Below are 25,830 nucleotides of genomic sequence, written 5' to 3' on the forward strand. Positions count from 1 at the left end.
CAAATACTATTGGGCGCTAATTTGATTGCGCCCTAATTTCTTAGCATTATATAAGCCTGAGTCAGCCTCTTCTAACAACGCTTTCTCAGTGTATGCTTGACTGCTCTCACTTGAAGCAATACCAATGCTGATAGTAATATGTGAAGCATTTAGCGATGCATTGTGTTCTATATTCAAATCATTAATGGCTTTACGTAATTTATTAGCAAACGCAATAGCACCTTGCTTATTGGTTTCTGGTAATACTGCTACAAACTCTTCTCCGCCATAGCGGGCAACAAAATCACTGCCGCGCTCACATTGCGCAGCTAACGTTTGCGCCACTGTTTTTAAACACTCATCGCCAGCACGATGACCGTAACAGTCGTTATAGCGCTTAAAGTGGTCAATATCGATAAGCAATACACACATGGAGGAGCTATTACGCTTACTTCTTCGCCACTCTCGCTCTAAATTTTCATCTAAATAACGTCTGTTCGGTATTTCTGTTAAACCATCAATAGACGCAAGCATTTCTAATAAATCGTTTTTTTGCTTAATGAGTAATTGGTTGCGCACACGCACTTTAACAATTGAGGCACAAAATGGCTTAACAATGTAATCCATTGCGCCTAACTCTAAGCCTTTTGCTTCGTCTTCATGAGCGCTATTCGCTGAGATAAAAATAATGGGGATGGCATGGCTTAAACTGCTTTCTTTAAGTTCCACCAGCACGTCGTAACCATTCATGCCAGGCATCATGATGTCTAAAATAATTAAATCTACTTGTGTGTGCTTAACAAATGCCAACGCCTCTTCACCACTTGTCACTAAGTAAATCTCATGCTCATCACTTAAGGTTTTTTCTAAAATGATTCGGTTAAGCGCATCGTCATCTACGATTAATATTTTTGCTTTATTTATCATTGCTTACATCTAAACTTTTTATATAAATTTGCACTTGCTCTAACTGTATTATTAATTCTTTAATTGCAGCTGCGGCGTGCTCGCCGCCCGCTTTTAATACCTGCTCAGTGTGTTGAGCACACAATAATAATCGGTTAAAACCTAAATTTCCTGCTATCCCTTTTAAACTATGCACTAAGCGTACCATTTCAATACTAGGGTTGTTGTTTTGAAGCTCAGCTGAATATGACTCACTTAATGTCGCTAACTTGTCCAACATACTGTGCAGTACAGAGTGATCATCGTCAAACTGAGACAAAGCAAAGGCTTTATCAAAAAAACGAGGCGCTGTGATACCAAGGCTAGCCATTGCTGTAAATAAAACTGGCGCAACCACAGGCTTAGTTAAATGTTTATTCATCCCACCATTGAGTGAACGCTCAATGTCGGCTGGTTCACTATGCGCAGTTAATGCAAAAATAGGTAATTGCTGAGCGTCAAACTGTTGGCGTATTATCTCAGTCGCTTGATAGCCATCAATATTGGGCATTTGAATATCCATTAAGACTAAGTCGGGGCGTAATACACTCACCAATTCAATCCCTTTTTGCGGGTCATTGGTCGTAACAATATTTACTCCGGCTTGACTCAAAATACTGCTAATAATATCAAGGTTCAATGGATTATCGTCTATCGCTAATACTAATATCCCTGCGACTTTATCACGCGGTTTTTGCGCTTTATTTTCAATTACCTTCGTTATTTTTTGCGAGCTTAAATTAAGTAATCGCTGTGCAAGTGCGCTTGAGGGTAAGAACTGGGTAATAAAAGAGTCATTTATTGGTGGCTGTTCGTCTTGATTATTCGCAATTACAACAACTGAAATAGTAGCTGTGCGCAGTGTTGTTTTTATTTTTGGTGTTAAAAAGGCCGACAGCTCACACGCATCAATGATTATTGTGTGCGCTTGCAGCAAACATTCTGGTTCAGCGATTGCCCTATTAAGCGCTTGGTTATTAATAACAGGATGCGCTTTAATTACTTGATTAAGTAACGTACTTTTAGCGCTAGTAATAACTAATAACTTATTTTCATCACAGCCAAGCTTGCTAGTATCGGTCGCTAAATCGAGCGTGAAGTAAAAGTGGCAACCTTGTCCTTTATCGCTATTAAGTGAAATCTCCCCGCCCATTAATGCCACACTGTGTTTTACAATCGCCAGCCCTAAACCCACCCCTTGATGTTGACGAGTGGATGATTCATCGCCTTGGGTGAAGGCATCAAATAAACGGCGCTGATCGGCTTGAGCAATTCCCTCACCAGTATCTATAACTCCAAAACAGATACGCTGTAAATCATCACGGCTACTTGGCTGTAACTGCATTTTTAATGTCACGTTGCCTGCAGGAGTAAATTTAACGGCATTGGTTAATAAGTTACCCAACACTTGTTGCAAACGAATGGTGTCGCCAACTAAAAAGGGGGAAATATGTGGATCGATATCAATTTGTAGCTGTATCTGTTTAGCTTGGCATAAAGGCAAAATTAAGCTTTCGCAGGTATCAATCAAATCAACTAGGCATAATGGCGCTAATTGCAGCGTTGCTTCATTACTTTCAACACGCGCAAAATCAAGCATACTATTTAGCATTTGTAATAAATTATTGGCTGCATACGTCGCTTGGCTGGTCTGTTGCAATTGTCGCTGCGTTAATCCATGCTCTGCTAACATATCTAGTAACCCAAGTATGGCATTGAGGGGAGTACGTATTTCGTGGCTTAAATTAGCAATAAAGCGACTTTTAGCCAAAGTGGCTCGCTCTGCATCATCTTTGGCTTTAGTCAGCTCAGTAACATCTTGAATATGAATAACATAATATAGCGGCTGAGCATTCTCATTCCAAATTAATGACATGCTCAACTGCAACCAAGCATTTAATTGAGTGTGCGCAAAAGTTAAATGAAACACCTGTTTTTTGTTGTGCAGTAGTTGCTGCAGTAAGGCTTCGAGTTCTTGCCACTGCGTGTCACTAAATAGTGTATCAAACGGGGTATCTGTTAATTGATGATGTTTGGTAAACAGTTTTCGCGCGGCTTTATTAACCTGTAAAATAGCGTACTCAAGTGAAAGTAAAAACACCCCATTAGCAGCAAATTCAATGGCACTTCTAAATTTAGATTCCGACTCTTTTAATGCATATAGAGTATGTTGCTGCGCAGTAATATCGCGACCAATTCCCATAGTGCCTAGCAATTGGCGCTGTTCATCATAAAACGGAGCAATCGTTAACTGATAAGTTTGCTTAGCAACGTCTATACGCTGCTGAATTTGCATTTTATGCTGTAATGCTTGCTGTTCCAGCAGCTTAATTTGCTCGTAGTTATGACTAACACTGTGGACCTGTTGACCAATAAGTTCGCTTTGGCTCTTACCTATAAACTGCTCAAATGCTTTATTACAACCTAAAAAGGTGCCGTCTGTATTTTTAAAATATATAAAGTCAGGCACGCTGTTAAGTACTGTATTTAGCAGAGCTAAATGCCGCTCTTTTGCTTGGTCGCTATGTTTTAATTTTTCAGATTTGAGCTGCACCTGCTCATCTAACTTTTTATTAGCATTTTGCAATGAAATAACTAAACGTTCATTTTTCGCAAAAATAGCTTTCACCCTAGCAAACCAAGGTTGCCAATTTAATGGTATTTTGTAATTTAAATATCCCGAGTTGTCATCGTTATGATGTTCTAAGTAACGCATTAGCTCTGTCATAGGTCTGATAAATATACGCTTGCTTAACCAAAAAAAGACATAAAACATCAAGCATAAAAATAACGCTAATGAAATAAACTCCAACACCACTTCTTGCACAAGGCTGCTGGTCAGTGTTTGCTCATCAGCAAGAAATCCTAAATGAATCGGGGTTTGATCTGAGGGTTGAATTAAAAAAAGCGGTTTAGACAGGGTTGTACGCTTTGGTGAGCGCGTATTAATTTGAGGCCAGTATGTCGAAAAATTTATTGCTTGGTTAATTGACTGCTGTGAACTGGCAATAATTTGATTTGCTTGATTAATAAAAACATATTCACCTTGCTTAGAGGTGATTTTGTTTAACCAGCCAGAGATGGCCTGCAAGTCATAAATTAAAATAATATAATCAGATGAATTTCGCTCACGCTGACGGCCAATCGCAAAATATGCTTTATTACCTAGATTAATGACTGCACTCGAAGCCAATTTGGCTGCTGATGGTAAGGGTTTAAAGTCGCCATTCAATAGCGGGGTAAATATATTATTTTGAGTATTTTCGCGCCGAGTTAAGTATGCAAACCCACGTTCATCAACATACGCAACAGAATGCACAGATGAAAGCAGCGCTAAGGTGGTATTAAAAGAGGGTGCAAGCGATATGACCTGCTGCCACTGTAACAGTGCCGACTCAGAAGAACTAAACTGACCTTTACCTACAATTTCACCGTTTAAATGGTCAAATTGACGATAGTAGTAATGCTCATATTGGTCAATGTTTGCTGTGAGACTATGATTTTCTACAAGAAAAGTTTGCTTGTTATACATAACAAACATTTCATCAAGCAAATCACTCATTGCTTGCATATCATGATCAAGCTGCGCCGATAATGCATTAAAATCAGTGGTCTTTTTTGTTATTGCGCGTTCCATTTTTATATTATAAAAATGCAAACACAAAAAAGAAGCCACTAATAAAGGCAGTGCTAACGCCACAAAAACAGAGCGGTGATAATGTTTTAACGGTAAAAAATTCAACGACTCGCCCAATTGTTGGCTCAAAAATCAAACAGTAGACTATCGAGCCAAGGTGTTAAGCGCAAGTTATAAATTCTCCTCGGCAAACGACGCTAGTCGGCTTCTTACCACACCATTAAGATTAACAGTAGCACCGCCTTCAAAATGCTTAAATCGCTCTACAATATAAGTAAGCCCTGAGGTAACTGCGGTTAAGTAATTACTGTCTATTTGAGCTAAATTTCCGGTACAAATGAGTTTAGTTCCTTCACCGCAGCGGGTAATAATGGTTTTGAGCTGAGACGCTGTTAAGTTTTGGCTTTCATCTAAAATCACCACCGCATTTTGAATACTTCGTCCACGCATAAAGTTCACCGACTTAAACTGAATATTGGCTTTTTCCATAATGTAATTACGACTCGAAATTGGGTTCTCATCTCCTTTATGCAACACCTCCAAGGTATCGGTGATCGCCGCTAACCATGGCGCCATTTTTTCTTCCTCAGTGCCAGGTAAAAAGCCTATTGATTCAGCAATTTCAGGGGTATTACGGGTTACAATGACTTTGTCGTAAATACCTTTTTCTATGACCATTTCCAGTGCACACGCCATGGCTAATAACGTTTTACCACACCCAGCAGGACCAGTAAGTATTACCAATTCAATAGAAGTGTCGAGCAGTGCATCAAGCGCCATTGCTTGGTAAATATTTTTTGGCTTTATTCCCCAGGCACTTTGATGCATTAGTCGCTCTGCACCAATATCTCTAATAGTAATATGCTCGTCGTCATAGGATTTAACTCTTGCGGCAAACTGATCGCCATCATCAAGTAAATATTCATTACAAAACACATCCGGAATTAAATCCTTAGGGATGTGATGAACCGTTTCGCGACCATGTTGTTCAGTGTTGCACTGACCAACATGCTGCCAAAAATCACCGGCAATTTTTTTATAACCGCTGGTAAGCAAAGCTATATCGTCAATGAGCTGATCGGTACGGTAATCCTCAACATATTTAAGCCCTGCTCCTTTGGCTTTTAAGCGCATGTTGATATCTTTAGTAACCAGTATGACTTTTTTATCGCTGTGCTGATTTTGTAAGTGCACCGCACAATTAATAATACGATGGTCGTTTTCATTGCCCGGTAAGCCAGAAATAGAATCAGCAAATAAATGGTCGTTTACAATCAGCAAGCTTCCCGTTAACCCGCCTTGTTTATTACTTGGTAGTGCAACCCCTTGTAACATTTGCTCGGGAGAGGCCTGACTGAGCACTCCATCAAGCCCTCGAATAGCCACTCGGGCATCGCGGCTCACATCGTGTTTTCTATCTTTAATATGATCAAGCTCTTCCAATACCGTCATTGGAATAACCACTTGGTGCTCTTGAAATGACAAATACGCGAGGGGTTCATGAAGCAAGACATTGGTATCTAGCACATACATTTTACTATCAAGGTTCGAAGCTTTTCCCATAGCACTTTCCTTACGTTTTATGATTTTTATGCTATACCCAATAAACTAATCAATGTGACTAATAAACTTGATTAATTACTTAGGTATAATTTGAGTTTAGTCTATTTGTCATAAAAGTCTGTTTTATGACAAATATCATTTAGTTTGAATTTCCTACAAAATCGGCGCACTAATAAGCGCTTATTGATGGGAATAATTCATACTTATAAAATTAATTAAAAGGCAGGCAAATAGCGCCTTGCAGTGGTGTTATCTAACAGGTAACATAGCCGCCTTTTTCTTCATAGACGAGACATACATGAATTTTTCCTTAGGTCAGCGTTGGATCAGTGATACAGAGTCAGATTTAGGATTGGGCACCGTAGTTGCCATTGATGGCCGCCAGGTCAGCATTTTATTTCCTGCCAGTGGTGAAAACCGTGTTTATTCTTCTGCAGAAGCTCCGGTAACCCGCGTAGCATTTAATCCTGGTGATGTGATCCGAAGCGTTGAGGAGTGGGAATTACAAGTCGAGTCAATTGAAGTACAAGGCGAGTTACTTTGCTATCACGGTGAACGTGTTGATAATGGCGAAAAAGTACAATTAAAAGAAACCTTTTTAGACCATTTTATTAAATTTAATAAACCACAAGACCGTTTATTTGCAGGCCAAGTAGACCGTTTTGACCGATACACTTTGCGCTACCAAACTTGGTTACACCAATTTGAACGCCAACAGTCACCTATTAAAGGTTTAATTGGCCAACGTGCCAACCTTATTCCGCATCAGCTTTATATTGCCCAAGAAGTGGGTAAACGTTTTGCGCCGCGTGTATTACTGTCTGATGAAGTAGGTTTGGGTAAAACCATCGAAGCGGGCATGATTTTACATCAACAAATTATCACTGGTCGCGCCAGCCGTGTACTCATTGTGGTACCTGAGAACTTACAGCACCAATGGTTAGTAGAAATGCTACGCCGTTTTAATTTACGTTTTTCTATTTTTGATGAAGAGCGCTGCGACGAAGCGTTTGCTGATTCACCAAACGTATTTGATACCGAGCAACTGGTGCTTACCAGCCTTGAGTTTTTAACTAAGAAAAAACGTTGGTTTGAGCAAGCTACGTTGGCGGACTGGGATTTATTAGTTATTGATGAAGCCCATCATTTAAGCATTAACAACAATAAACCTAGTGCCGAATACCAGCGTATGGCTGAGCTGAGCCAAGACATTCCGGGGCTAATCTTATTAACAGCAACGCCAGACCAACTTGGTCATCGTAGCCACTTTGCACGCTTACAACTGCTCGACCCAGATCGCTTTTACGACTACGACGTATTTAAAGAAGAAGAAGCAAACTACAAAGATGTGGCCGAAGCTGCTAACCAATTACTGCAAGAGCAAGCATTAGATAACAACGCTAAAGCGACCTTGATTGAGCTATTAAAAGAAACGGATATCACCGACATTCTTGAAACAGCACAGCAAGGTGACCTTGAAGCACGTAAAGAAATTTTAAATATGCTTTTAGACCGTCACGGTACTGGGCGCATCTTATTTAGAAATAGCCGCAGTGGCATTGATGGTTACCCAAGTCGTAGATTACATGCCTACCCTATGGCTTTACCTAAGCAATACAAAACCGCAATGACCGTATTAGGTAATATGAGCGGCATTCAAAATGCTGAACTCAGTGCGCAACGTGCACTTTTTCCTGAAAAAATATTTCAAGAGTTTGAAGGTGAAAGCGCTAGCTGGGGCTTATTTGACCCTCGTGTAGATTGGCTAATCGAAACGCTAAAAACACTCAAACGTGAAAAAGTACTTCTTATTTGTGCTAAAGCCGAAACAGCAATCAGCCTTGAGCAAATATTACGTGAACGCGAAGCAATTAAAGCCTCTGTGTTCCATGAAGGTATGTCGATAATTGAACGTGACCGCGCCGCGGCATTCTTTGCCGATGAATACGATAATGCTCAGATATTACTGTGTTCAGAAATTGGATCAGAAGGTCGTAACTTCCAGTTCTCACATCACTTAGTGTTGTTTGATTTACCGCTCAACCCAGATTTACTTGAGCAACGTATTGGTCGCTTAGACCGTATAGGGCAAACACAAGATGTGAACATTCATGTGCCTTACTTTGAGAACACGGCACAGGAAGTATTATTGCGTTGGTACAACGAAGGTCTAGATGCATTTGAAAGCACTTCAACCACAGGGCAGTTATTGTATAAAGAGTTTAGCGAAGATTTACTTGAGTATATTGCAGCTCATAATTGTGACGAAGACGAGCTAGACCCATTACTTGAGCAAGTGGCACAAAAGAATGCCATATTGCGTAAACAAATGGAAAGTGGCCGAGATCGTTTATTGGAGCTGCATTCATCAGGGCAAGGCGCTGCTGATTCACTTGTGGCTGACATTGAAAAACTCGATAATCAATTTGAGCTACCAAGTTACATGATCAATGTGTTCGACACCTTTGGCGTAAGCCAAGAAGATAAAGGTGAAAACACCATTATTTTAAAACCCACTGAGCATATGCTTAATGCCTCGTTTCCAGCTTTAAAAGAAGATGGCATGACGGTGACCTTTGACCGTGATACCGCTCTTTCACAAGAAGATGTTCACTTTATTAGTTGGGATCATCCTATGGTGCAAGGCACTATGGACATGATTTGCGATGATGACTTTGGTAGTGCGTCAGTGGCGTTACTTAAAAACAAAAAGTTACCACCAGGAACATTCTTTGTTGAGCTAATATTTGTTGCCGAAGCAATGGCACCAAAAGTACTGCAAGTGGGCCGCTTTTTACCGCCTACGCCTATTCGTATTTTACTCGATAAGAGCAGTAATAACTTAGGCGAAAACGTTGGCTTTGATGGCTTTAATCAACAGTTATCTGCGGTAGGCCGTCAAACAGCAAGTAAATTAGCCGGTGCATTACAAAGTGCGGTTCATCCGATGATCAACATAGCAAAAGACATGGCGCAAGAAAAGCTAGATGTTATTCGTGCAGAGTCATTAGCTAAAATGCAAACATCGTTGAGTGAAGAGCAGCAGCGTTTAGAGGCACTGAAACAAATAAACCCAAATATTCGCCAAGAAGAAATTACTTTTTACGACAAACAACGCAATGAGTTAACCGCACATATTGAAAAAGCGCAGTTAAAACTCGATGCCATTCGTTTAATTGTGGTTTCTCACTAAGGAATCTAGCTGTCAGTCGTTAGTTAAAGATTAACTAGCGTGTGTATTGAAAAAAGCGCGATATTTATATCGCGCTTTTTACTTGAGCCTTTGCGCTAGCTCCACTAAAATAGCGCACTTCAAAATCACTGAGGTCTGCCGTGTTAGTTAATTACAATCCCCCTATGAGCCCGTATTTAACTATACTGTTTCAAGACGATGATTTACTTATTGTAAATAAGCCTAGCGAGCTACTCACCGTACCAGGTAAAGACCCAAAACATGCCGATAGCTTAATTAATCGCGTCAACCGTGTTTTTCCTACGGCTAAAATTGTTCACCGTTTAGATATGGCTACCTCAGGAATACTTTGCTTGGCAATGAACAAAGCCGCTCATCGGCATTTAAGTATGCAATTTCAAGAGCGCGAAACGGCAAAACGTTACATTGCGCGTGTTTACGGGCAACTTGAAAGTGAAACCGGCTCCGTTGATTTACCGCTTATTTGTGATTGGCCGAACCGCCCTAAGCAAATGGTTGATCACGACAATGGCAAACCTTCACTCACGCATTTTAAAGTGCTTGAACGTGAAGCACAGGCAACCCGTGTAGAGCTTACTCCTATTACAGGGCGTTCCCACCAGCTGCGCGTGCATATGCTAAGCTTAGGCCACCCTATTTTAGGCGATCGTTTATATGCCCACAAAGACGCACTTTCTGCGGCACCTCGATTACAGCTGCATGCACAAATGCTGCAACTTAAGCATCCTGTCACAGAGCAAGTACTCACGTTTGAAACTGACCCCGAGTTTTAAATAAACACGCAAATAGCTAAACTTTTATAGCCTCGCGCCGATACCTAAATAATCTTTATTGTTTGAGTTTATTATGGTTGTTGCGCAATTTATAAAAATGTCACTGTATGCATTGTCAGCTGTTTGCATATTAATGCATTGGCAAGCATATGCAGTAGAACATATAGCCCCTACAGCCCACTCAACTATTATTGAAAATGATATTAAACGCTTGGCACCAGGGGATGAAATTAAAACCATTGAGCTTGGCGACACCCCATTTTTAACCTTACATCGTGAGTACATGAGCGCTGATTTTAGAGGTGTGGTGATTCTAATACCCGACTGGCAATCGAGCCCTACAAACAATTCTGGCATGAACTTTTTGCGCAAAGAGTTAAATAACCATGGCTATAGCACTTACGCTATGACGGTGCCCGATATTAATTGGCAAGCTGCTGAGCAGAGCAGCGAGGCAGATAATCAACCGGCTGGAGCAGATAACAGCACGCCAACTGAGCCGCCTCATCATGTTGATTATATTGAGCAGGTCAATGTTGACGTATTAGATAACTACAAAACAAATTTAATTGCTCGCTATGAGGCCCTCTATCAGCAAGCGATTGAAGCCTCGAATGATATCGTGGTTATTGCTCAAGGAACCAGTGCGGGAGTATTAATGGAGCACTATGCTGATTTTTCAGATTTACAGATCAATGCATTTATTAGTTTAAGTAGCTTTTTACCAAATTCACAGCGTAATGCGCGTTTGAGCCAAACCACCTCTTTAGTGACACCTGCGTTATTAGATATTTATTTTTCAGGCGATCATAACGATATTTTAATGAACCTTAAAAACCGTCAGCGTTGGGTTAACCGTAATGCAAAGTTTGATTACCGCCAGCGCCAGCTGTTTGGATTGCGCGACGCGCCGCAGCAACATGCACGCTTGAGCAAAGAAATAGACGGTTTTTTACGCCGCCTTTTTTAAATACTCGTAAGCGGCTTGAATATCTTGGCTTTTTTTAACTGCCACTTCCATCATGTGCTTAGGTAAACCTTGAGATACCAGTTTATCAGGATGGTGCTGAGCCATAAGCTTACGGTACGCTAGTTTAATATCACGTTGCGAGGCGTCTTTATTTAGCCCTAATAAGGCCAATGCCTGCGAGCGGTTCATATCATTACTTGGCGGTACATGATGCCCTGAGCCTTCTCGGTAACTACTACTTTGACTTTGCTGCTGTCTAAAGCGCTGCTGTTGCTGCCTAAAATTAAACTCTGCTTGATAACGTTTTAGCACAAACGCAAAGTGCGCTTTAGATACGCCCAACTGCTTACTAACTTCTTGCAGTAATTGCTTTTCTTGTGCGGCAAGTACCCCGTCAGAAAACGCCATCTGGATTTGAATTTCTAAAAATAACTGCAGTAAATCGTAACGTTTAGCAAAGCGTTCTTTAAAGTCATAAACCGTGTCTTTAAGTGAAAAGTCGCTGTCTTTACCCGATTGAAACGCCTGCTGCGCTTCACGGCGTTCTTCGCCTTTTAAGCCCATTTCATCCATAAACAGCGTCGCTGCTTTAATATGGGTTTCGCTAACACGCCCATTTGACTTGGCAATATGTCCCATTACCGCAAAGCAGCTAGAGAAAAACAGTGCTTGGCGCTCGTTAACATCATCACCTTTAAATAAATTAGAAAAGCCGCCTGCCTTATCAAAATCTTTCTTTAGACTTTTATCAAACATATGGCCTAGGTATAAGCCTAAAATGGCGCCAAATATTTTGCCAAACATAAAACCAAAACAGAAACCGAGAATTTTTCCCCACATTTTAAAACTTACCTCTAGTGTTTTATATTTAGCTTATGGCGCTAATTGTTGGTTAAGAGTTGATAAACGCTCTGGTGTGCCTATATCGTCCCATTGGCCAATATAGAGTTCAGTGGAGACTAAATGTTCATTTAATTTTTCACGCAGTAAAGGCCCTAACGGGCGGATACCAGGGGTCAACCCTTCAAAAAAATCAGCTTGATAACGGCCAATTCCAGAGAAGGTATAGCGCTGTTCACTATTAGATAAATGACTTAGGGTAAAATCGCCTTCTGGGTTATGCGCAGGGTTTTCAACCAATACAATGTGCGCCTCTTTTGGCTGTAAATGCAGCTGCATTAATGCGCTAACATCGTAATCGCTGTAAACATCACCATTAATCACAATAAATGACTCACCGAGTAAAGGAAGTGCTTGAATAATACCCCCTGCAGTTTCAAGCCCGCCAGTCACCTCTTGGCTATAGGTTATGGTTACCCCCCATGCACTGCCATCTGCAAAATAGGCTTTTATTTTATCTCCTTGCCACGCAAGGTTAATCAAAATTTGGCTAATGCCAGCCGCTTTTAAGCGCATAATATGATGTTCAATAAGTGGCTTACCTGCCACACATAACATAGGTTTTGGCAGCTGTGCGGTGAGCGGCATCATACGTTTACCGCGTCCAGCAGCTAAAATCATGGCCTTCATAATTGTTCCTCTTTTAACCGCTGCTGTACCTTTGGCATCACGCTAGCTTTTATCCAATCTGATAAGTCGTAAAGCTCCGGATATTGTGCCGCTACCTCTATTACGTATTCAAGCGTAGGAAGTATATTCGCTAAGTAACCTTTTTTGCCATCACGTAGGTACAAGCGACAAAAAATACCCGCCGCTTTTAAATGGCGCTGCAAGCCGGTTAAATCAAACCAATACTTAAATTGTGCAAATGACTCATTAGTTATTAAGCCTTGGCGCTTAAATTCGTCATAGCCAAACTCGAGTAAGTGAGTAAGCTCGTCATTAGGCAACTTAAAGTAACAATCTCTTAAAAGCGAGACCAAGTCATAACATAATGGGCCTTGTACCGCGTCTTGATAATCAATAATTGCCCATTGCTGCTCGCAGCGCATAATATTACGACTATGGTAATCACGGTGCATAGTCACTATGGGTTGTTCAAGCAGTGTATTGATTAACAACGAAGTGCTTGTTTGCCAAATATTTTGTTGCTCAGTGCTGAGCTCTGCACTAATAAAATCATTAACCAACCAGTTTTTAAAAATATCCAACTCAAGTGCAATAAAATCACTGTCGTACGGGTTCATTGCCGGTGCTTTTGGCGTTTTAGCCCACTTGGCACTTAAACTGATCAGCTGCTGGTAATACTCACTTCGATTGGCATCATCAAGCAAGTCAGCTAAATGGGTGCTGCCCAAATCACTTAAAATAAAAAAGCCTTGCTGCTCGTCACTATAAATAATGGATGGCAATAAAAAGCCCTGCTCAGAAAACACCTTATTTAATGCAATATAAGGGACGTTGTTAACTTTTTTTGGATCGGAGTCCATCACAATAAAGCTTTTATTTTCAAAATTTAATCTATAGTAACGGCGAAAACTGGCATCTGCGGTTATTGCATTAAGCGCGCAGGATTGCTCACTAAAGTGAGTATTAATAAACTGTTGTAAACTCTCAAAGCGTGTCATTTTATAAGCTATCTATTTTTCACTAATTACTTTGCCATTGTTTTCCTTTATTATGTATAGCTTGTAACTAATCACAGAGCATAAAGGTCGATAAATGAGCAAAACCTGGGGCATTTTGATGCTAAGCGTACTGAGCGCACCATCGCTTGCCGAAACTGAACTGACACACAATTTTTGTGGCACTTCAATGCAAACCAGAGCTTGGCAACCGCTAGCTGGCCTTGAGCTTGGAACGGTTGATATCAGCGCTGATGACGTTGAGCTTTTAGGCACACAAAGCGCTGAATTTACTGGCAATGTTGATATTAACACCGTTAACATGAGTTTGTCCGCACAATCAGCACTGATTGATAAACAACGCGGCCTGCTCAATGCTACCGGCCCAATTACCTACCGCGATTATGTAAGCCACGTACAAAGTGCGGGCTTAAACGCTGATTTAAACAACTCAGCATTTAGCTTATTAGGCGCACAATACAGCCTAACACAACAGCAAGGCAAAGGCGGTGCGGAAAAACTCACCATTGATGAGTCTGGCTTAATGCTGATGAATGCAAGCTTTACTGCTTGTCCTGGAAATACGCCAGTGTGGGCTATTGAAGCTGATGAGATTAATTTATCTCGTGAAGAGGGCTGGGGCGAGACCTACAATGCGGTGCTACGTATTTTAGACACGCCAGTACTCTATTTACCTTATTTTACTTTCCCACTTGATGAGCGCCGTAAATCAGGCTTATTGACGCCCAGCTTTTCAAGTTCAGATCGCTATGGGTTAGAAACAATTACGCCTTACTATTGGAACATTGCCCCAAACTATGATGCAACCATTACCCCGCGTTACATGTCACGTAAAGGGCTACAGTTACAAACTGAATTTAGATATTTAACCCCAGAGCACCAAGGCTTAGTGGCTGTAGAATACTTAAATAAAGATGACTCAGAGCCAGAGCTAGACGAGCGTTTCTTGTTTCATTGGCAACAAAAAAGCTATATAGGCGAAGACTGGCGAGCCAGTATTGATATTACCAATGTCAGTGATGATAACTACCTGACTGATTTAAACTCAACCTATGCAAGTAAAACCGATACACAGCTTTATCGTACCGGCTCACTGACTCATATGGGCAAGATGTGGCGTACCGATATAAAAATACAAAACTTTGAAGTACTCGGTGACCACTTAGAATCATATACAGCCTTACCTCAAGTTAGCTTTACACAAACTACGCCGTGGAAAATTGATTACTTCGATTTTAGTGTTTCAGGCGAGCTAAGCCACTTTACTAATAGCTCAGCGGTGATTGACCAAGCAACTCGCGTTCATATAGAACCTAAAGCACGCTTTGATTACAAAGAATATGCCTGGTCGTTTTTATCTGAAGTAAGCTTGCTACAAACTAACTATAAACAAGACGGCGACTTACAAGGCACTCAATATAGCGAGACTGTCTCGCGTACATTGCCAAAAGTGCGCTTATATTCTCAGCTTAACTTCGAGCGTGATACCTCAATTTTTATCGACGATGGTATTCAAACCTTAGAACCACAAATTCAGTATTTATATACACCTAATAAAGATCAGTCTGATATTGGCTTGTACGATACCACTAAATTACAAGATGACTTTTTTGGCTTATTTAGAGATGCGCGTTTTTCAAGTGTTGACCGTATTGCCGCTGCGAATCAGTTTACGCTTGGGGCAACCACCCGTTTATTTGATAATAAAAATGAAGAAGTATTTAACTTCAGCGCAGGCCAAATATTTTATTTAAGTGACTCAGCCAAGCCCACAGAGCAAGGGCTTAACAGCGACAGTAACTACAATGCCTTGTTTGCAGCGCAAACCATGTTACATTGGCACCGCCGCTGGTATTTATCCGGTGGTATTCAGTACGACACGGATGGCAAGCAAATTATCCAGTCAAATTTAACCTTAGACTATAAAGGTGACGATAATCAGCTGGTTCAATTGAACCATCGCTATGCAAATGATGTCTCAGGAAATACAATCGAACAAGCGGGCTTATTTACAAGCATCCCTATTAGTGACGAATGGCAATTTATTGCAAGTTACCATCGCGATCTTGATAATAACCGCAGTATTGAAGTATTTAGTGGATTACAGTATGAATCGTGCTGTTGGGCGTTCCAAATTACTGGCCATCGTCAAATTGAAACTGATTTAAATCAGTCAATTGGGCAACCCCAAGCCACTTTTGATTCGAGCATTCGTTTGAATTTTGTATTAAAAGGGCTTGGTAGTAAAAGCCGTTATGATGCTCAAAAATTATTACAACAAGGTATTTTTGGTTATCGTAGGCCGTATTTTCTTAATGACTAAACTGCATTTTGTATAGTAAAAATTTACAAATAACTATATCAATCTAGCCGCATTTAGCATTACAACAGTACTATTAGTAAGAGTAGTAAAAAGAATATGAATTTAAAAAAATTATTAACATCAGCAGTTTTAACGTTTAGCTTATGCCAAAGTGCATTCGCCGCTCCGGTCGAAATAGACAAAGTAATTGGTATTGTAAACCAAGGCGTTATTTTAAAAAGTGAAGTTGACACCATTGTTGATCGTGTTAAAAAACAAGCAGAAGAACAAGACCAACAGCTGCCAAAAGACGAAACACTTCGTGTACAAGCAATTGAGCGCTTAGTTAATCAAACACTAATGATGCAAATGGCTGAGCGTATGGGCTTAGAGATATCAGATAGTCAGCTTGACCAAACACTCGCTAACATGGCCAAAGAGCAAGGCGGTACGATTGCTGACTTACGTCGTACCATTGAAGCGTCGGGTGAAAGCTTTCAAGCTTACCGCGAAGAAATACGTAAAGAAATAACCACCCAACAAGTCACGCGTGCAAACGTAGACCGCCGTATATATGTAAGCGACCAAGAAATTGATAACTTGCTAAAAATTATGGATAGCCAAGGCCAAAACGCCGAAGAATACGATATTGGTCATATTCTTATCGATATTCCAAGCGGTGCAAGTGCAGACGACGTAAGCTCTGCAAAAACACGTGCAGACAAAGTAATTGAACTACTACAAGACGGCCAAGAGTTTAAGCGTATTGCTATTTCTTCATCAAGTGGTTCAAAAGCCCTTGAGGGTGGTCAGTTAGGTTGGATGGGCATTAACGAAATGCCATCACTATTCGCAGAAGCTGTAAAAGGTGAAAAGAAAGATGCGATTATTGGTCCACTTCGCTCTGGTGCGGGTTTCCACATCATTAAAGTACAAGACGTGCGTGGCCGCCAAGTAGTAGAAACCACTGAAATTAAATCTCGCCACATCCTTATTAAGCCTTCAATTATTTTAAGCGAAGAAAAAGCCCGCACTATGTTAGCTGGCTTTGTTAAAGATTTACGCGCCGGTAATGCTGACTTTGCAGAACTAGCTAAAGAACACTCGCAAGATCCAGGCTCAGCACTTAAAGGCGGACAATACGATTGGACTGATCCAACTACTTACGTGCCTGCGTTTAGAGATACATTACTATCTCTTGATCAAAACGAAATCAGTGAACCATTTAGAAGCCAGTTTGGCTGGCACATTGTGCAATTACTAGACAAACGTGTTGCAGACAAAACTGAGCAAGCTAAACGTAATCGTGCACATGGCATGTTGTTTAATCGTAAATTTAAAGAAGAAAGCTTTAACTGGCAGCAAGAAATGCGCGAACAAGCCCATGTTGAAATTTTCCCAATAGACGAATAATTATGACCTTAAGAATTGCGGTAACCCCTGGCGAGCCTGCAGGCATTGGCCCTGACTTGCTATTAAAATTGGCACAGCACAGCTGGGATGCACAACTAGTAGCGATTGCAGATGCTTCGCTACTAAAGCAGCGCGCTAAACATTTAGGTTTAAACATTAAATTAATTGAATTTGATGAAAGCGCTGAAGCTATGCCTACTGCTGCTGGCAGCTTATACATAAAACAGATTGAGTTAGCAGAACCGGTTGAACTGGGTGTACTAAATGACGCAAACGGACAATACGTACTAGATACACTGCGTATTGCCAGTGAGAAAAATATGGACGGCACTTTTGATGCTGTTGTTACCGGCCCTGTTCATAAAGGTATTATTAACCAAGCCGGTATTTCTTTTAGTGGCCACACTGAGTACTTTGCTCAGCAGTCGGGCACCGCTGATGTTGTTATGTTATTAGCCACAGAAGGTCTACGAGTTGCACTAGTAACAACACATATTCCGCTTGCTTATGTCTCTCGTGCGATTACCCAAGAGCGACTAGTTAAAGTGGCAAATATTCTTAATCATGACTTAAAAACTAAGTTTGGTATTGAGCAACCACGTATTTTAGTCTGTGGCTTAAACCCGCACGCTGGTGAAGATGGCCATTTAGGCCGCGAAGAAATCGACACAATTACGCCTACACTTGACATACTAAGAGCTGAGGGGATGAACTTAATCGGGCCTTTACCAGCTGATACGTTATTTCAAGATAAATACCTAAATGAAGCTGATGCAGTGCTGGCTATGTATCACGATCAGGGATTACCTGTGCTAAAATACAAGGGATTTGGTAAGTCAGTGAATATAACCCTTGGCCTTCCATTTATCCGCACCTCAGTCGACCACGGTACTGCGCTTGATTTAGCCGGTACAGGTGATGCTGATGTTGGCAGTTTTGAATTAGCGATCCGCGAAGCAATTAAGCTCGCCCATGAAAAAGCACAGAATCAATGACCGATAAAGTACACTTAGGACACCGCGCCCGTAAACGTTTTGGGCAAAACTTTTTATTCGATGAATCAATCATTGATAAAATCGTCACCGCTATTGACCCCAAGCCACAGGATAATTTAGTAGAAATTGGCCCAGGCCTTGGCGCTATTACTGAGCCTGTAGCAGATTTGAGTGGCCATTTAACGGTTGTTGAGCTAGATAAAGATTTAGCCCAACGTTTAATTGAGCACCCTTTTTTAGGGCCTAAATTAACCGTAAACCAAGGCGATGCAATGAAGTTTGATTTTGCAAGCCTAGTTAAAGATGACAAAAAGCTAAAAGTGTTTGGTAACCTACCGTATAACATTTCTACTCCTTTGTTGTTTCATCTTTTTGAATTTGCCGATCATATTGAGCACATGCACTTTATGCTGCAAAAAGAAGTGGTAAAGCGCATGGTTGCAGGCCCAGGTAGCAAAACCTTTGGCCGCTTGAGTGTAATGACTCAATACTACTGTAATGCTATGCCTGTAGTAGAAGTACCACCAGAGTGCTTTAAACCTGCCCCTAAAGTAGACTCTGCGGTTATTCGCTTAATCCCTAAAAAGGCAGAACAGCGCACAGCTAAAAGCGTTAAAATACTCAATACGGTTTGTTTAGAAGCGTTTAATCAACGTCGTAAAACACTGCGCAATAGCCTAGGTAACCTTTTAACCGCTGAAGAGTTAACCAGCATTGGCATTGATATTACTTTGCGTGCTGAGAGCCTGTCGTTACAACAATTTATTGATATAGCTAACTGGATTTATGACAACAAGCAGTAATATGGGATCACCTGTAAAGGTATCTGTAGAAACATTTTATGTAGAAGAGCAATCTCAACCTGAACTCGATAAATTTGTGTTTGCTTACTCCGTTACTATAAAAAACCATAGTTTATGCAGTGCAAAACTACTCAGTCGCTATTGGTTGATTACCGATGCCAATGGCAAAGAAGTAGAAGTGCAAGGTGAAGGTGTGGTGGGTGAAACCCCAGATATAGCCCCAGGTGAAAGTTACAAATACACCAGCGGTGCAATATTAGATACTCCCGTCGGCACCATGCAAGGGCATTACACTTTACGAAACGAGTTTGGTGCTGAATTTGAAGCACCCATAAAGGTGTTCCGTTTAGCTTGCCCTAATATCTTACACTGATAAAAACAGCATCTAATGGCCGACTACGCAATAGGTGATTTACAAGGCTGCTTTAACGAATTTAATTTATTGTTAAAGCAAGTCGACTTTAATCCTAGCAAAGATCATCTCTACCTAGTGGGTGATATTGTTGCTCGCGGCCCAGACTCCAAAGCGTGCCTTGATTATATTTATCAGCACCAAGATAGTGTTAGTGTTACATTAGGCAATCACGACTTGCATATGATTGCCTGTTATTTAAATAATGTTTCCCCTAATCCCAAAGACAAACTAACGACACTGTTCAACAGTAGCAAACTCCCCGACTACATCGCATTTTTACAAACTCAACCTTTAGCTCTTTATCTAGAGCAATATGACTGCTTTATTTCACACGCGGGGCTAAACCCTGACTGGTCGTGCGAGCAAGCTATTAAGCACGCTCAATTTGCGCAGCAATGCTATGGTGCTGATAACGCTCAGTTCTTCTTAAAAAACATGTATCAGCCTCATCCACTCAAATGGAGTGAGCAACTTGATGACGCTGCTAAATTTCGGTATGTCGTTAATTATTTCACCCGCATGCGCTTTATTACGCCTGATAATTTGCTTAATTTTAATGCAAAAGAAGCAACAGCCAATAGCCACTCATTAATTCCTTGGTTTTCTCACCCTAAAATAGTTAACGCTCAACATGACCTTATTTTTGGTCATTGGGCTGCCCTTGAAGGTCAAACTCCCTACAAACACCTGTACGCTCTAGACACAGGTTGCGTCTGGGGCGGCTCAATGACCTTAATAGATTTACAAAGCAAACAAAAATTTTCAGAAAAATCACAACTTTTGTCTAAATAAACTGAAAAAAGTTAATACATCTGTTAAGTTTAAGAGTGCATGTTAAATTGCATAATTACAAACCATTCACAACTAAGTGTAAAAAATAGCAACACTCCCTTAATCTAATTAAGGATGAGGAGAATTGCCTTGTATTATTTTATATTCATAGTCGAATAGTTGAATTATGTATGCTTAGTGTGTGATGTAGTTTCACGGTAAATTTAGCAACTAACTATTAACAGTAAAAATTAATTATTTTTAATTACTTAACTTATTGTTGAAAGCGCCGATAAGTTTTAATAGACGTATTTTTGAATGGAAAACCATATGAATCTAACAGTGAGTCAACGTATTTGGGGTGGTTTTATATTTATCACTTTATTACTTTTAATTATTGGCGGTAACTCTTTAATAAAAATAGCAAATATAGATCGTTCAACTCAAAAAGTTAATCAGCTATCGCTTCCGGCATTAAACAAGAGCGCTCAATTACAAGCTGAATTTATTTTGATGAGTAAGGCTGCTCAAGCCAGTTTTCACACTTCATCTGCTCAAGAACTAGCGCCAATAAAAGCACAAATAGAAGAACAAAAACAATTATTTGATAAGTTACATCGCGAGCTACAACAGGTAGTAAAAGATGACCCACAATTAAATAAGAGCAGCCTTGACGTTGAAAAAACCTACTTAAGTTTTTTAAACATTATAGAGAGTCTGCTGAAAGACAAAAACACTCAGTTAGTGCTTAATAAAAAGCTCAAAGCTCAATTAGAAACTGTTGAACTCGCGGCTGAAGACGCTAACTCTATGGTACTTGATATTATTGATATTGATGGCTTAGAAGATAACCACCCGCGTGCTTACCAAGCAGCTAATAACCTTGAAAATAACTTTATGTCTGTGGTTACCAGCAGCACCGATATGTTAACTGTGAAAACGCTTAACACGCTCGATATTATTAAAAATGAACAAGTGTATTATTTTGAAGAAGTCGTTCGTACTGTTGCATTAATACAACCCGCGATAGAACAAAGCCATAGCGGCTTGTTTAACGACCTAAAAGGCTACGTAGATACGCTTGAAAGCAATATCTTAGGTAACGATAGCCTTTCAGCGAATAAAAAACGCCTTATTGATGCAATCAGCACAACTGAACGTGAATTAGAAGAATCGGAAAAAGCCACTAAAACAGCACTTAGCCAAATTGACGAATTAGTATTACAAGCAAGCGGCGTTGCATTTACTTTGCAAGAAGGCGTACGCAGCGATGTAAACTCAGCTAATTTATGGACTTGGATAGGTATGATCATTGCGACTATCATCGCAGTGCTTGTAGCCATCATTACGGTTAACCGTATTACTAAGCCATTAGCTGAAGTTAACCGCATTCTAGATATTGTTGCCAGTGGTGATATGACTCAACGCTTAGATGACAGCGCAAGAGATGAGTTTGGTGAATTGTCGAAAAGCTGTAATACCTTAATTGATAGCTTACGTAGCTTAATTACCGGTATTATTTCACGTTCAACACAACTTGCAGCCGCTTCTGAGCAAACTTCAACAATTACCGGTGAATCAAGCAAAGCGATTAGTAATCAGCAAGCGCAAGTAGAGCAAGCTGCAACCGCAACCACTGAAATGAGCAGTACTTCACAAACTGTAAGTAACAGTGCCCAACAAGCACTGAGCGAAATTAAAAATGCCGATAAAGAAGCTGAACGTGTTAAAGGCATTTCAAATCAAAACAAAGCAACCATTGAACAACTCGCTTACGAAGTCGATGAAGCATCAAGTGTTATTAATAAACTACACAAAGATAGCGCATCAATTGGTAGTATTTTAGACGTTATTCGTGGCATTGCAGAACAAACTAACTTACTTGCACTTAATGCGGCCATCGAGGCAGCGCGTGCCGGAGAATACGGTAGAGGGTTTGCCGTGGTAGCTGATGAAGTAAGATCACTTGCAAGTAAAACACAAGAGTCGACCCAAGAAATTCAATCTATGATTGAATCACTACAGTCTGGCGCTGAAGAAGCAGTTAAAGCCATGGAAAAAGGTAAAGAACGTGCCGTTTCGTGTGTTGAACAAAGTGATTTAGCCAATAGTGCGCTGGATTCAATTACCCTTGCGGTATCACAAGCGCACAATGTCAGTGAAGAGATATCAACAGCAGCACAAGAGCAACAACAAGTATCACAAGAGATCAGTGAACGCTTAGAATCTATTGTTGCTATTGCCGAGCAAACAGCAGAAGGTGCTGTACAAACTAATATTTCAAGTTCAGAAGTGGCTAAGTTAGCCGAAGAACTAAGAATATCAGTAGAGAACTTTAAAGTATAAATATCGCACTGTAAGTAGCCCTAGGGCTACTTACAGCTCACACCCTAGTGAAGTCATAGTAAAACACCCACTTCCTCATTAGGTATGCTTACACGCCCCACAATCTCACTCTAAATACACAACACTCAACTGCTTAGTCTGTAAAGTCATTTAATGCCCGTACTCCTTATGTTTTCTTTGGTTATACCCATTCGCTTAATTAAGTGGTCTATTTTGAGGATGAAAAAACGTGTTGATAGCAAGGAAAAAAATTTGCTATTTAGTTGTTCTAAATGAGAATTTTTTAACGCAGATAGCGACACGTTTAGTCCTGTAAAATGATTAAGTATTATTGCGAATTGGTATTAGATGGACATTATTAGGGTAGGTATATTTTCGGTGGCTAATAGAGTGGATTTAAAAACAAAAAACCCAGCATAAGCTGGGTTTTTACATTTCTGAAAGAAAACTAAATTACTTGATTTTAGCTTCTTTGAAAATCACATGTTTACGAGCCTTAGGATCGAACTTTTTGATTTCCATTTTTTCAGGCATGTTACGCTTGTTCTTGTCGGTAGTGTAGAAAAAACCAGTACCAGCAGTTGAAACTAAACGGATCTTATCGCGCATAATTCAGTTCCTTAAACTTTTTCGCCACGAGCACGGATTTCTGTAAGAACCGTGTCAATGCCTTTTTTATCGATAATACGCATACCTTTAGTAGTAGTGCGTAATGTTACAAAACGTTTTTCACTTTCAACCCAAAAACGGTGTGTTTGTAGGTTAGGTAGGAAACGACGTTTAGTCGCGTTTCTCGCGTGTGAACGGTGGTTACCAACCGCTGGACGCTTACCTGTAACTTGACATACTTTAGACATGTCTATATATCTCCAATAACTTCGCTCGAGCTTAATTTTCCCCTAAGGCCATGTATTTGTGCCCTAGAGATAAATCGAAGGGCGCTCTTTATACAGCTTTTACAGGCAAAGATCAAATACTGATCTTATCCAACCAGCTCATGTGTAAATTTTATAGCGGCTAATTATAAAGATCGAATGCCCTTAGGGAAAGTAAAAACTGCATTTAAATTAAACTAATTTGCCAAAACACACTAAACCGCTCATTTTTAGCACATATCTGCGAGCGATAAACTTAAATAAGTCCCCGTTCAGCAAACGAAACACAATTTTCACCACCAATAATAATATGATCCAACACATTTATGTCGACTAATTGCAGTGCTTGGCATAATTTATTGGTAATTAACTTATCGGCCTGACTCGGTTCTGCAATACCACTTGGGTGATTATGTGAAAAAATAACCGCTGCCGCATTATTTTTTAACGCTGCTTTGACTACTTCACGCGGGTACACACTGGCTGCGTTAATCGTACCATAAAATAAGATTTCATCTTTCAATAAACGATTTTGGCTATCAAGATACAACACCATAAACACCTCCTGCTGCAGCCCTCGCATTTGCAGGGTTAAATAGTCGTATACAGCTTGAGGGGAATTAAAAACGGCATCGCGAACAAAGCCTTCTTGCATATAACGCTGACTCAGCTCAAGTACCGCTTGTAGCTGTACATATTTAGCTGTTCCTAGCCCTTTTTGCGCACAAAATTCATCTATGCTGGCATTAAACAAATTATGCAGAGTTTTATTTTCATTGAGCAAGTGCTGTGCCAGCTCTATCGCATTCATACCGGGTAAACCAGTACGTAAAAATATAGCCAATAGTTCAGCATCAGAGAGTGCCTTTGCGCCTTTTTCTAGCAGCTTTTCTCGCGGTCTGAGTGAATTAGGCAGAGAGGTTAATTGCATCGTTCATCCTTGAAAGCGGTCAGTATCATATAACTGTAATGCAAAATTAAAAATTAGCGCGATAAAACGCATTTTATCTTAGCTGTCACGCTCAAGATTTGTTATTTTAGCCAGCATATTTTATAAAATTGATGAACAACCATGATTAATTTAACAAATAAAAAAATAGTGCTGGGAATTAGCGGTGGAATTGCAGCCTATAAATGTGCCGAACTCGTAAGACGTTTAAAAGACCATGGTTGTGACGTTAAAGTTGTAATGACTGAATCAGCAAAGCATTTTATTACCCCGCTAACGATGCAAGCAGTCAGTGGTGAAATGGTGTCTGACTCATTACTCGACCCATCAGCAGAAGCTGCAATGGGACATATTGAATTTGCCAAATGGGCTGATTTAATTTTAGTTGCCCCTGCCACCAGCAATATTATTGCAAAAATGGCCGCAGGCATTGCTGATGACCTACTCACTACGTTATTGCTCGCAACCCCTGCAAAAGTAGCCATAGCGCCGGCAATGAATCAGCAAATGTACGCACACCTTGCAACGCAAGCTAATATAGCCACTTTAAAGGCGCGTGGCGTTGCTGTTTGGGGACCTGGTAAGGGTGAGCAAGCCTGTGGTGATGTAGGTGCAGGGCGAATGCTTGAACCGCATGAATTAGTGAGTTTATGCACTGAACCTGCGCAACCACAACTCTTAGCGGGTAAAACCATTACTATTACCGCAGGTCCAACCCGAGAACCTCTCGATCCGGTGCGTTTTATATCAAACCACAGCTCAGGAAAAATGGGCTATGCACTAGCACAAGCTGCTTTATCATTTGGCGCACAAGTTAACTTAATTTCAGGCCCGGTAACCATTACCGCACCGCAAGGGGTTAATTTAATTAATATAGAAAGTGCTGAGCAACTATTGCAAGAGTCACTCAATTACGCCCCTCAATCAGACGCCTTTATTGGCTGCGCTGCTGTAGCCGATTACCGTGCAGCAAATATCGCCACACAAAAGATGAAAAAACAAGGTGATGAACTCACTCTTAGCTTAGTTAAGAACCCAGACGTTATAGCAGCGGTGGCAAACCTTACACAAAGCCGCCCTTACACTGTCGGCTTTGCAGCAGAAACGCAAAATGTTGCTAATTACGCTAAAGGGAAACTAGCCAATAAAAACCTCGATATGATTTGTGCTAACGACGTATCGCAAAGTGATTTGGGCTTTAATTCAGAGCGTAACGCACTCACTCTTTACTGGCAAAATGAACAACTCGATTTACCTGAGACCAACAAAACAGAAATAGCCATCAAAGTGATCGAACAGCTTGCCAAACGATTATAAAAAGGCTGGAAACAAAC

20 protein-coding genes are annotated in these 25,830 nt (G+C 40.5%); 11 read left to right on the forward strand and 9 right to left on the reverse strand.

What is annotated here, in order from left to right:
• Positions 1 to 6: 6 nt before the first annotated feature.
• From AC27JR_RS04175 to AC27JR_RS04185, 3 genes are all read right to left on the reverse strand, one after another.
• Positions 7 to 906 (reverse strand): GGDEF domain-containing response regulator, encoded by a 900-nt coding sequence (locus AC27JR_RS04175; protein ID WP_487172867.1) that lies wholly within the window; start codon positions 904 to 906, stop codon positions 7 to 9.
• Positions 896 to 4,666: a PAS domain-containing hybrid sensor histidine kinase/response regulator gene (locus AC27JR_RS04180; RefSeq protein WP_487172868.1), complete on the reverse strand. Its 3,771-nt coding sequence runs from the start codon at positions 4,664 to 4,666 to the stop codon at positions 896 to 898. The genes AC27JR_RS04175 and AC27JR_RS04180 overlap by 11 nt, the downstream gene beginning before the upstream one ends.
• A 66-nt stretch (positions 4,667 to 4,732) precedes the next feature.
• Positions 4,733 to 6,124 (reverse strand): PhoH family protein, encoded by a 1,392-nt coding sequence (locus AC27JR_RS04185; protein ID WP_487172869.1) that lies wholly within the window; start codon positions 6,122 to 6,124, stop codon positions 4,733 to 4,735.
• 298 nt (positions 6,125 to 6,422) lie between these two features.
• Between AC27JR_RS04185 and rapA the strand changes: the two genes are divergently transcribed.
• From rapA to AC27JR_RS04200, 3 genes are all read left to right on the forward strand, one after another.
• Positions 6,423 to 9,317, forward strand: coding sequence for an RNA polymerase-associated protein RapA (gene rapA / locus AC27JR_RS04190; protein WP_487172870.1), 2,895 nt, complete (start codon positions 6,423 to 6,425; stop codon positions 9,315 to 9,317).
• Positions 9,318 to 9,457: 140 nt separating this feature from the next.
• Positions 9,458 to 10,111 carry a bifunctional tRNA pseudouridine(32) synthase/23S rRNA pseudouridine(746) synthase RluA gene (gene rluA, locus AC27JR_RS04195; RefSeq protein ID WP_076920060.1) on the forward strand — a complete coding sequence of 218 codons (654 nt, stop codon included), beginning with the start codon at positions 9,458 to 9,460 and terminating at the stop codon, positions 10,109 to 10,111.
• A 73-nt stretch (positions 10,112 to 10,184) separates the two neighbouring features.
• Entirely contained in the window at positions 10,185 to 11,081 is an 897-nt protein-coding gene (locus AC27JR_RS04200) for a DUF3530 family protein (protein WP_487172871.1), read from the forward strand.
• Here the strand turns inward: AC27JR_RS04200 and djlA are convergent.
• Genes djlA through AC27JR_RS04215 form a run of 3 tightly spaced genes read right to left on the reverse strand, consistent with a single transcriptional unit; the run spans position 11,064 to position 13,609 of the window.
• On the reverse strand, positions 11,064 to 11,921 hold the full coding sequence (gene djlA / locus AC27JR_RS04205) for a co-chaperone DjlA (RefSeq protein WP_372861038.1): 858 nt from the start codon (positions 11,919 to 11,921) through the stop codon (positions 11,064 to 11,066). The two genes, AC27JR_RS04200 and djlA, sit on opposite strands and share 18 nt — an antisense overlap.
• Before the next feature lie 33 nt (positions 11,922 to 11,954).
• Positions 11,955 to 12,611 (reverse strand): N-acetylmuramate alpha-1-phosphate uridylyltransferase MurU, encoded by a 657-nt coding sequence (gene murU / locus AC27JR_RS04210; protein WP_487172872.1) that lies wholly within the window; start codon positions 12,609 to 12,611, stop codon positions 11,955 to 11,957.
• On the reverse strand, positions 12,608 to 13,609 hold the full coding sequence (locus AC27JR_RS04215; protein ID WP_487172873.1) for an aminoglycoside phosphotransferase family protein: 1,002 nt from the start codon (positions 13,607 to 13,609) through the stop codon (positions 12,608 to 12,610). The genes murU and AC27JR_RS04215 overlap by 4 nt, the downstream gene beginning before the upstream one ends.
• 94 nt (positions 13,610 to 13,703) lie before the next feature.
• On the opposite strand from AC27JR_RS04215, the gene lptD reads away from it, so the two are divergent.
• From lptD to AC27JR_RS04250, 7 genes are all read left to right on the forward strand, one after another.
• Positions 13,704 to 15,950 (forward strand): LPS assembly protein LptD, encoded by a 2,247-nt coding sequence (gene lptD / locus AC27JR_RS04220; RefSeq protein ID WP_487172874.1) that lies wholly within the window; start codon positions 13,704 to 13,706, stop codon positions 15,948 to 15,950.
• Between the two features lie 96 nt (positions 15,951 to 16,046).
• Positions 16,047 to 17,342: a peptidylprolyl isomerase SurA gene (gene surA, locus AC27JR_RS04225; protein ID WP_076920064.1), complete on the forward strand. Its 1,296-nt coding sequence runs from the start codon at positions 16,047 to 16,049 to the stop codon at positions 17,340 to 17,342.
• A gap of 2 nt (positions 17,343 to 17,344) precedes the next feature.
• Complete coding sequence (pdxA, locus tag AC27JR_RS04230) at positions 17,345 to 18,337, forward strand: 4-hydroxythreonine-4-phosphate dehydrogenase PdxA (protein WP_487172875.1); 993 nt, start codon at positions 17,345 to 17,347, stop codon at positions 18,335 to 18,337.
• On the forward strand, positions 18,334 to 19,140 hold the full coding sequence (gene rsmA / locus AC27JR_RS04235; protein ID WP_010391631.1) for a 16S rRNA (adenine(1518)-N(6)/adenine(1519)-N(6))-dimethyltransferase RsmA: 807 nt from the start codon (positions 18,334 to 18,336) through the stop codon (positions 19,138 to 19,140). Before pdxA ends, rsmA begins: the two co-directional genes overlap by 4 nt.
• Positions 19,124 to 19,513 carry a Co2+/Mg2+ efflux protein ApaG gene (apaG, locus tag AC27JR_RS04240; RefSeq protein ID WP_487172876.1) on the forward strand — a complete coding sequence of 130 codons (390 nt, stop codon included), beginning with the start codon at positions 19,124 to 19,126 and terminating at the stop codon, positions 19,511 to 19,513. The genes rsmA and apaG overlap by 17 nt, the downstream gene beginning before the upstream one ends.
• Before the next feature lie 15 nt (positions 19,514 to 19,528).
• Positions 19,529 to 20,347, forward strand: coding sequence for a symmetrical bis(5'-nucleosyl)-tetraphosphatase (locus AC27JR_RS04245; protein WP_487172877.1), 819 nt, complete (start codon positions 19,529 to 19,531; stop codon positions 20,345 to 20,347).
• A gap of 309 nt (positions 20,348 to 20,656) precedes the next feature.
• Positions 20,657 to 22,672, forward strand: coding sequence for a methyl-accepting chemotaxis protein (locus AC27JR_RS04250; protein WP_487172878.1), 2,016 nt, complete (start codon positions 20,657 to 20,659; stop codon positions 22,670 to 22,672).
• A 453-nt stretch (positions 22,673 to 23,125) separates the two neighbouring features.
• On the opposite strand, the gene rpmG is transcribed toward AC27JR_RS04250, so the two are convergent.
• From rpmG to radC, 3 genes are all read right to left on the reverse strand, one after another.
• Positions 23,126 to 23,281 (reverse strand): 50S ribosomal protein L33, encoded by a 156-nt coding sequence (gene rpmG, locus AC27JR_RS04255; protein WP_004587947.1) that lies wholly within the window; start codon positions 23,279 to 23,281, stop codon positions 23,126 to 23,128.
• An 11-nt stretch (positions 23,282 to 23,292) separates the two neighbouring features.
• A complete protein-coding gene (gene rpmB / locus AC27JR_RS04260) occupies positions 23,293 to 23,529 on the reverse strand; it encodes a 50S ribosomal protein L28 (RefSeq protein WP_008464111.1) in 237 nt (78 codons plus the stop codon).
• Between the two features lie 274 nt (positions 23,530 to 23,803).
• A complete protein-coding gene (radC, locus tag AC27JR_RS04265; RefSeq protein WP_008464109.1) occupies positions 23,804 to 24,478 on the reverse strand; it encodes a RadC family protein in 675 nt (224 codons plus the stop codon).
• A 141-nt stretch (positions 24,479 to 24,619) separates the two neighbouring features.
• Between radC and coaBC the strand changes: the two genes are divergently transcribed.
• Positions 24,620 to 25,813 carry a bifunctional phosphopantothenoylcysteine decarboxylase/phosphopantothenate--cysteine ligase CoaBC gene (gene coaBC / locus AC27JR_RS04270; RefSeq protein ID WP_487172879.1) on the forward strand — a complete coding sequence of 398 codons (1,194 nt, stop codon included), beginning with the start codon at positions 24,620 to 24,622 and terminating at the stop codon, positions 25,811 to 25,813.
• The last annotated feature ends 17 nt before the right edge of the window (positions 25,814 to 25,830 follow it).

The organism is Pseudoalteromonas sp. NH0006-26 (assembly GCF_057552415.1).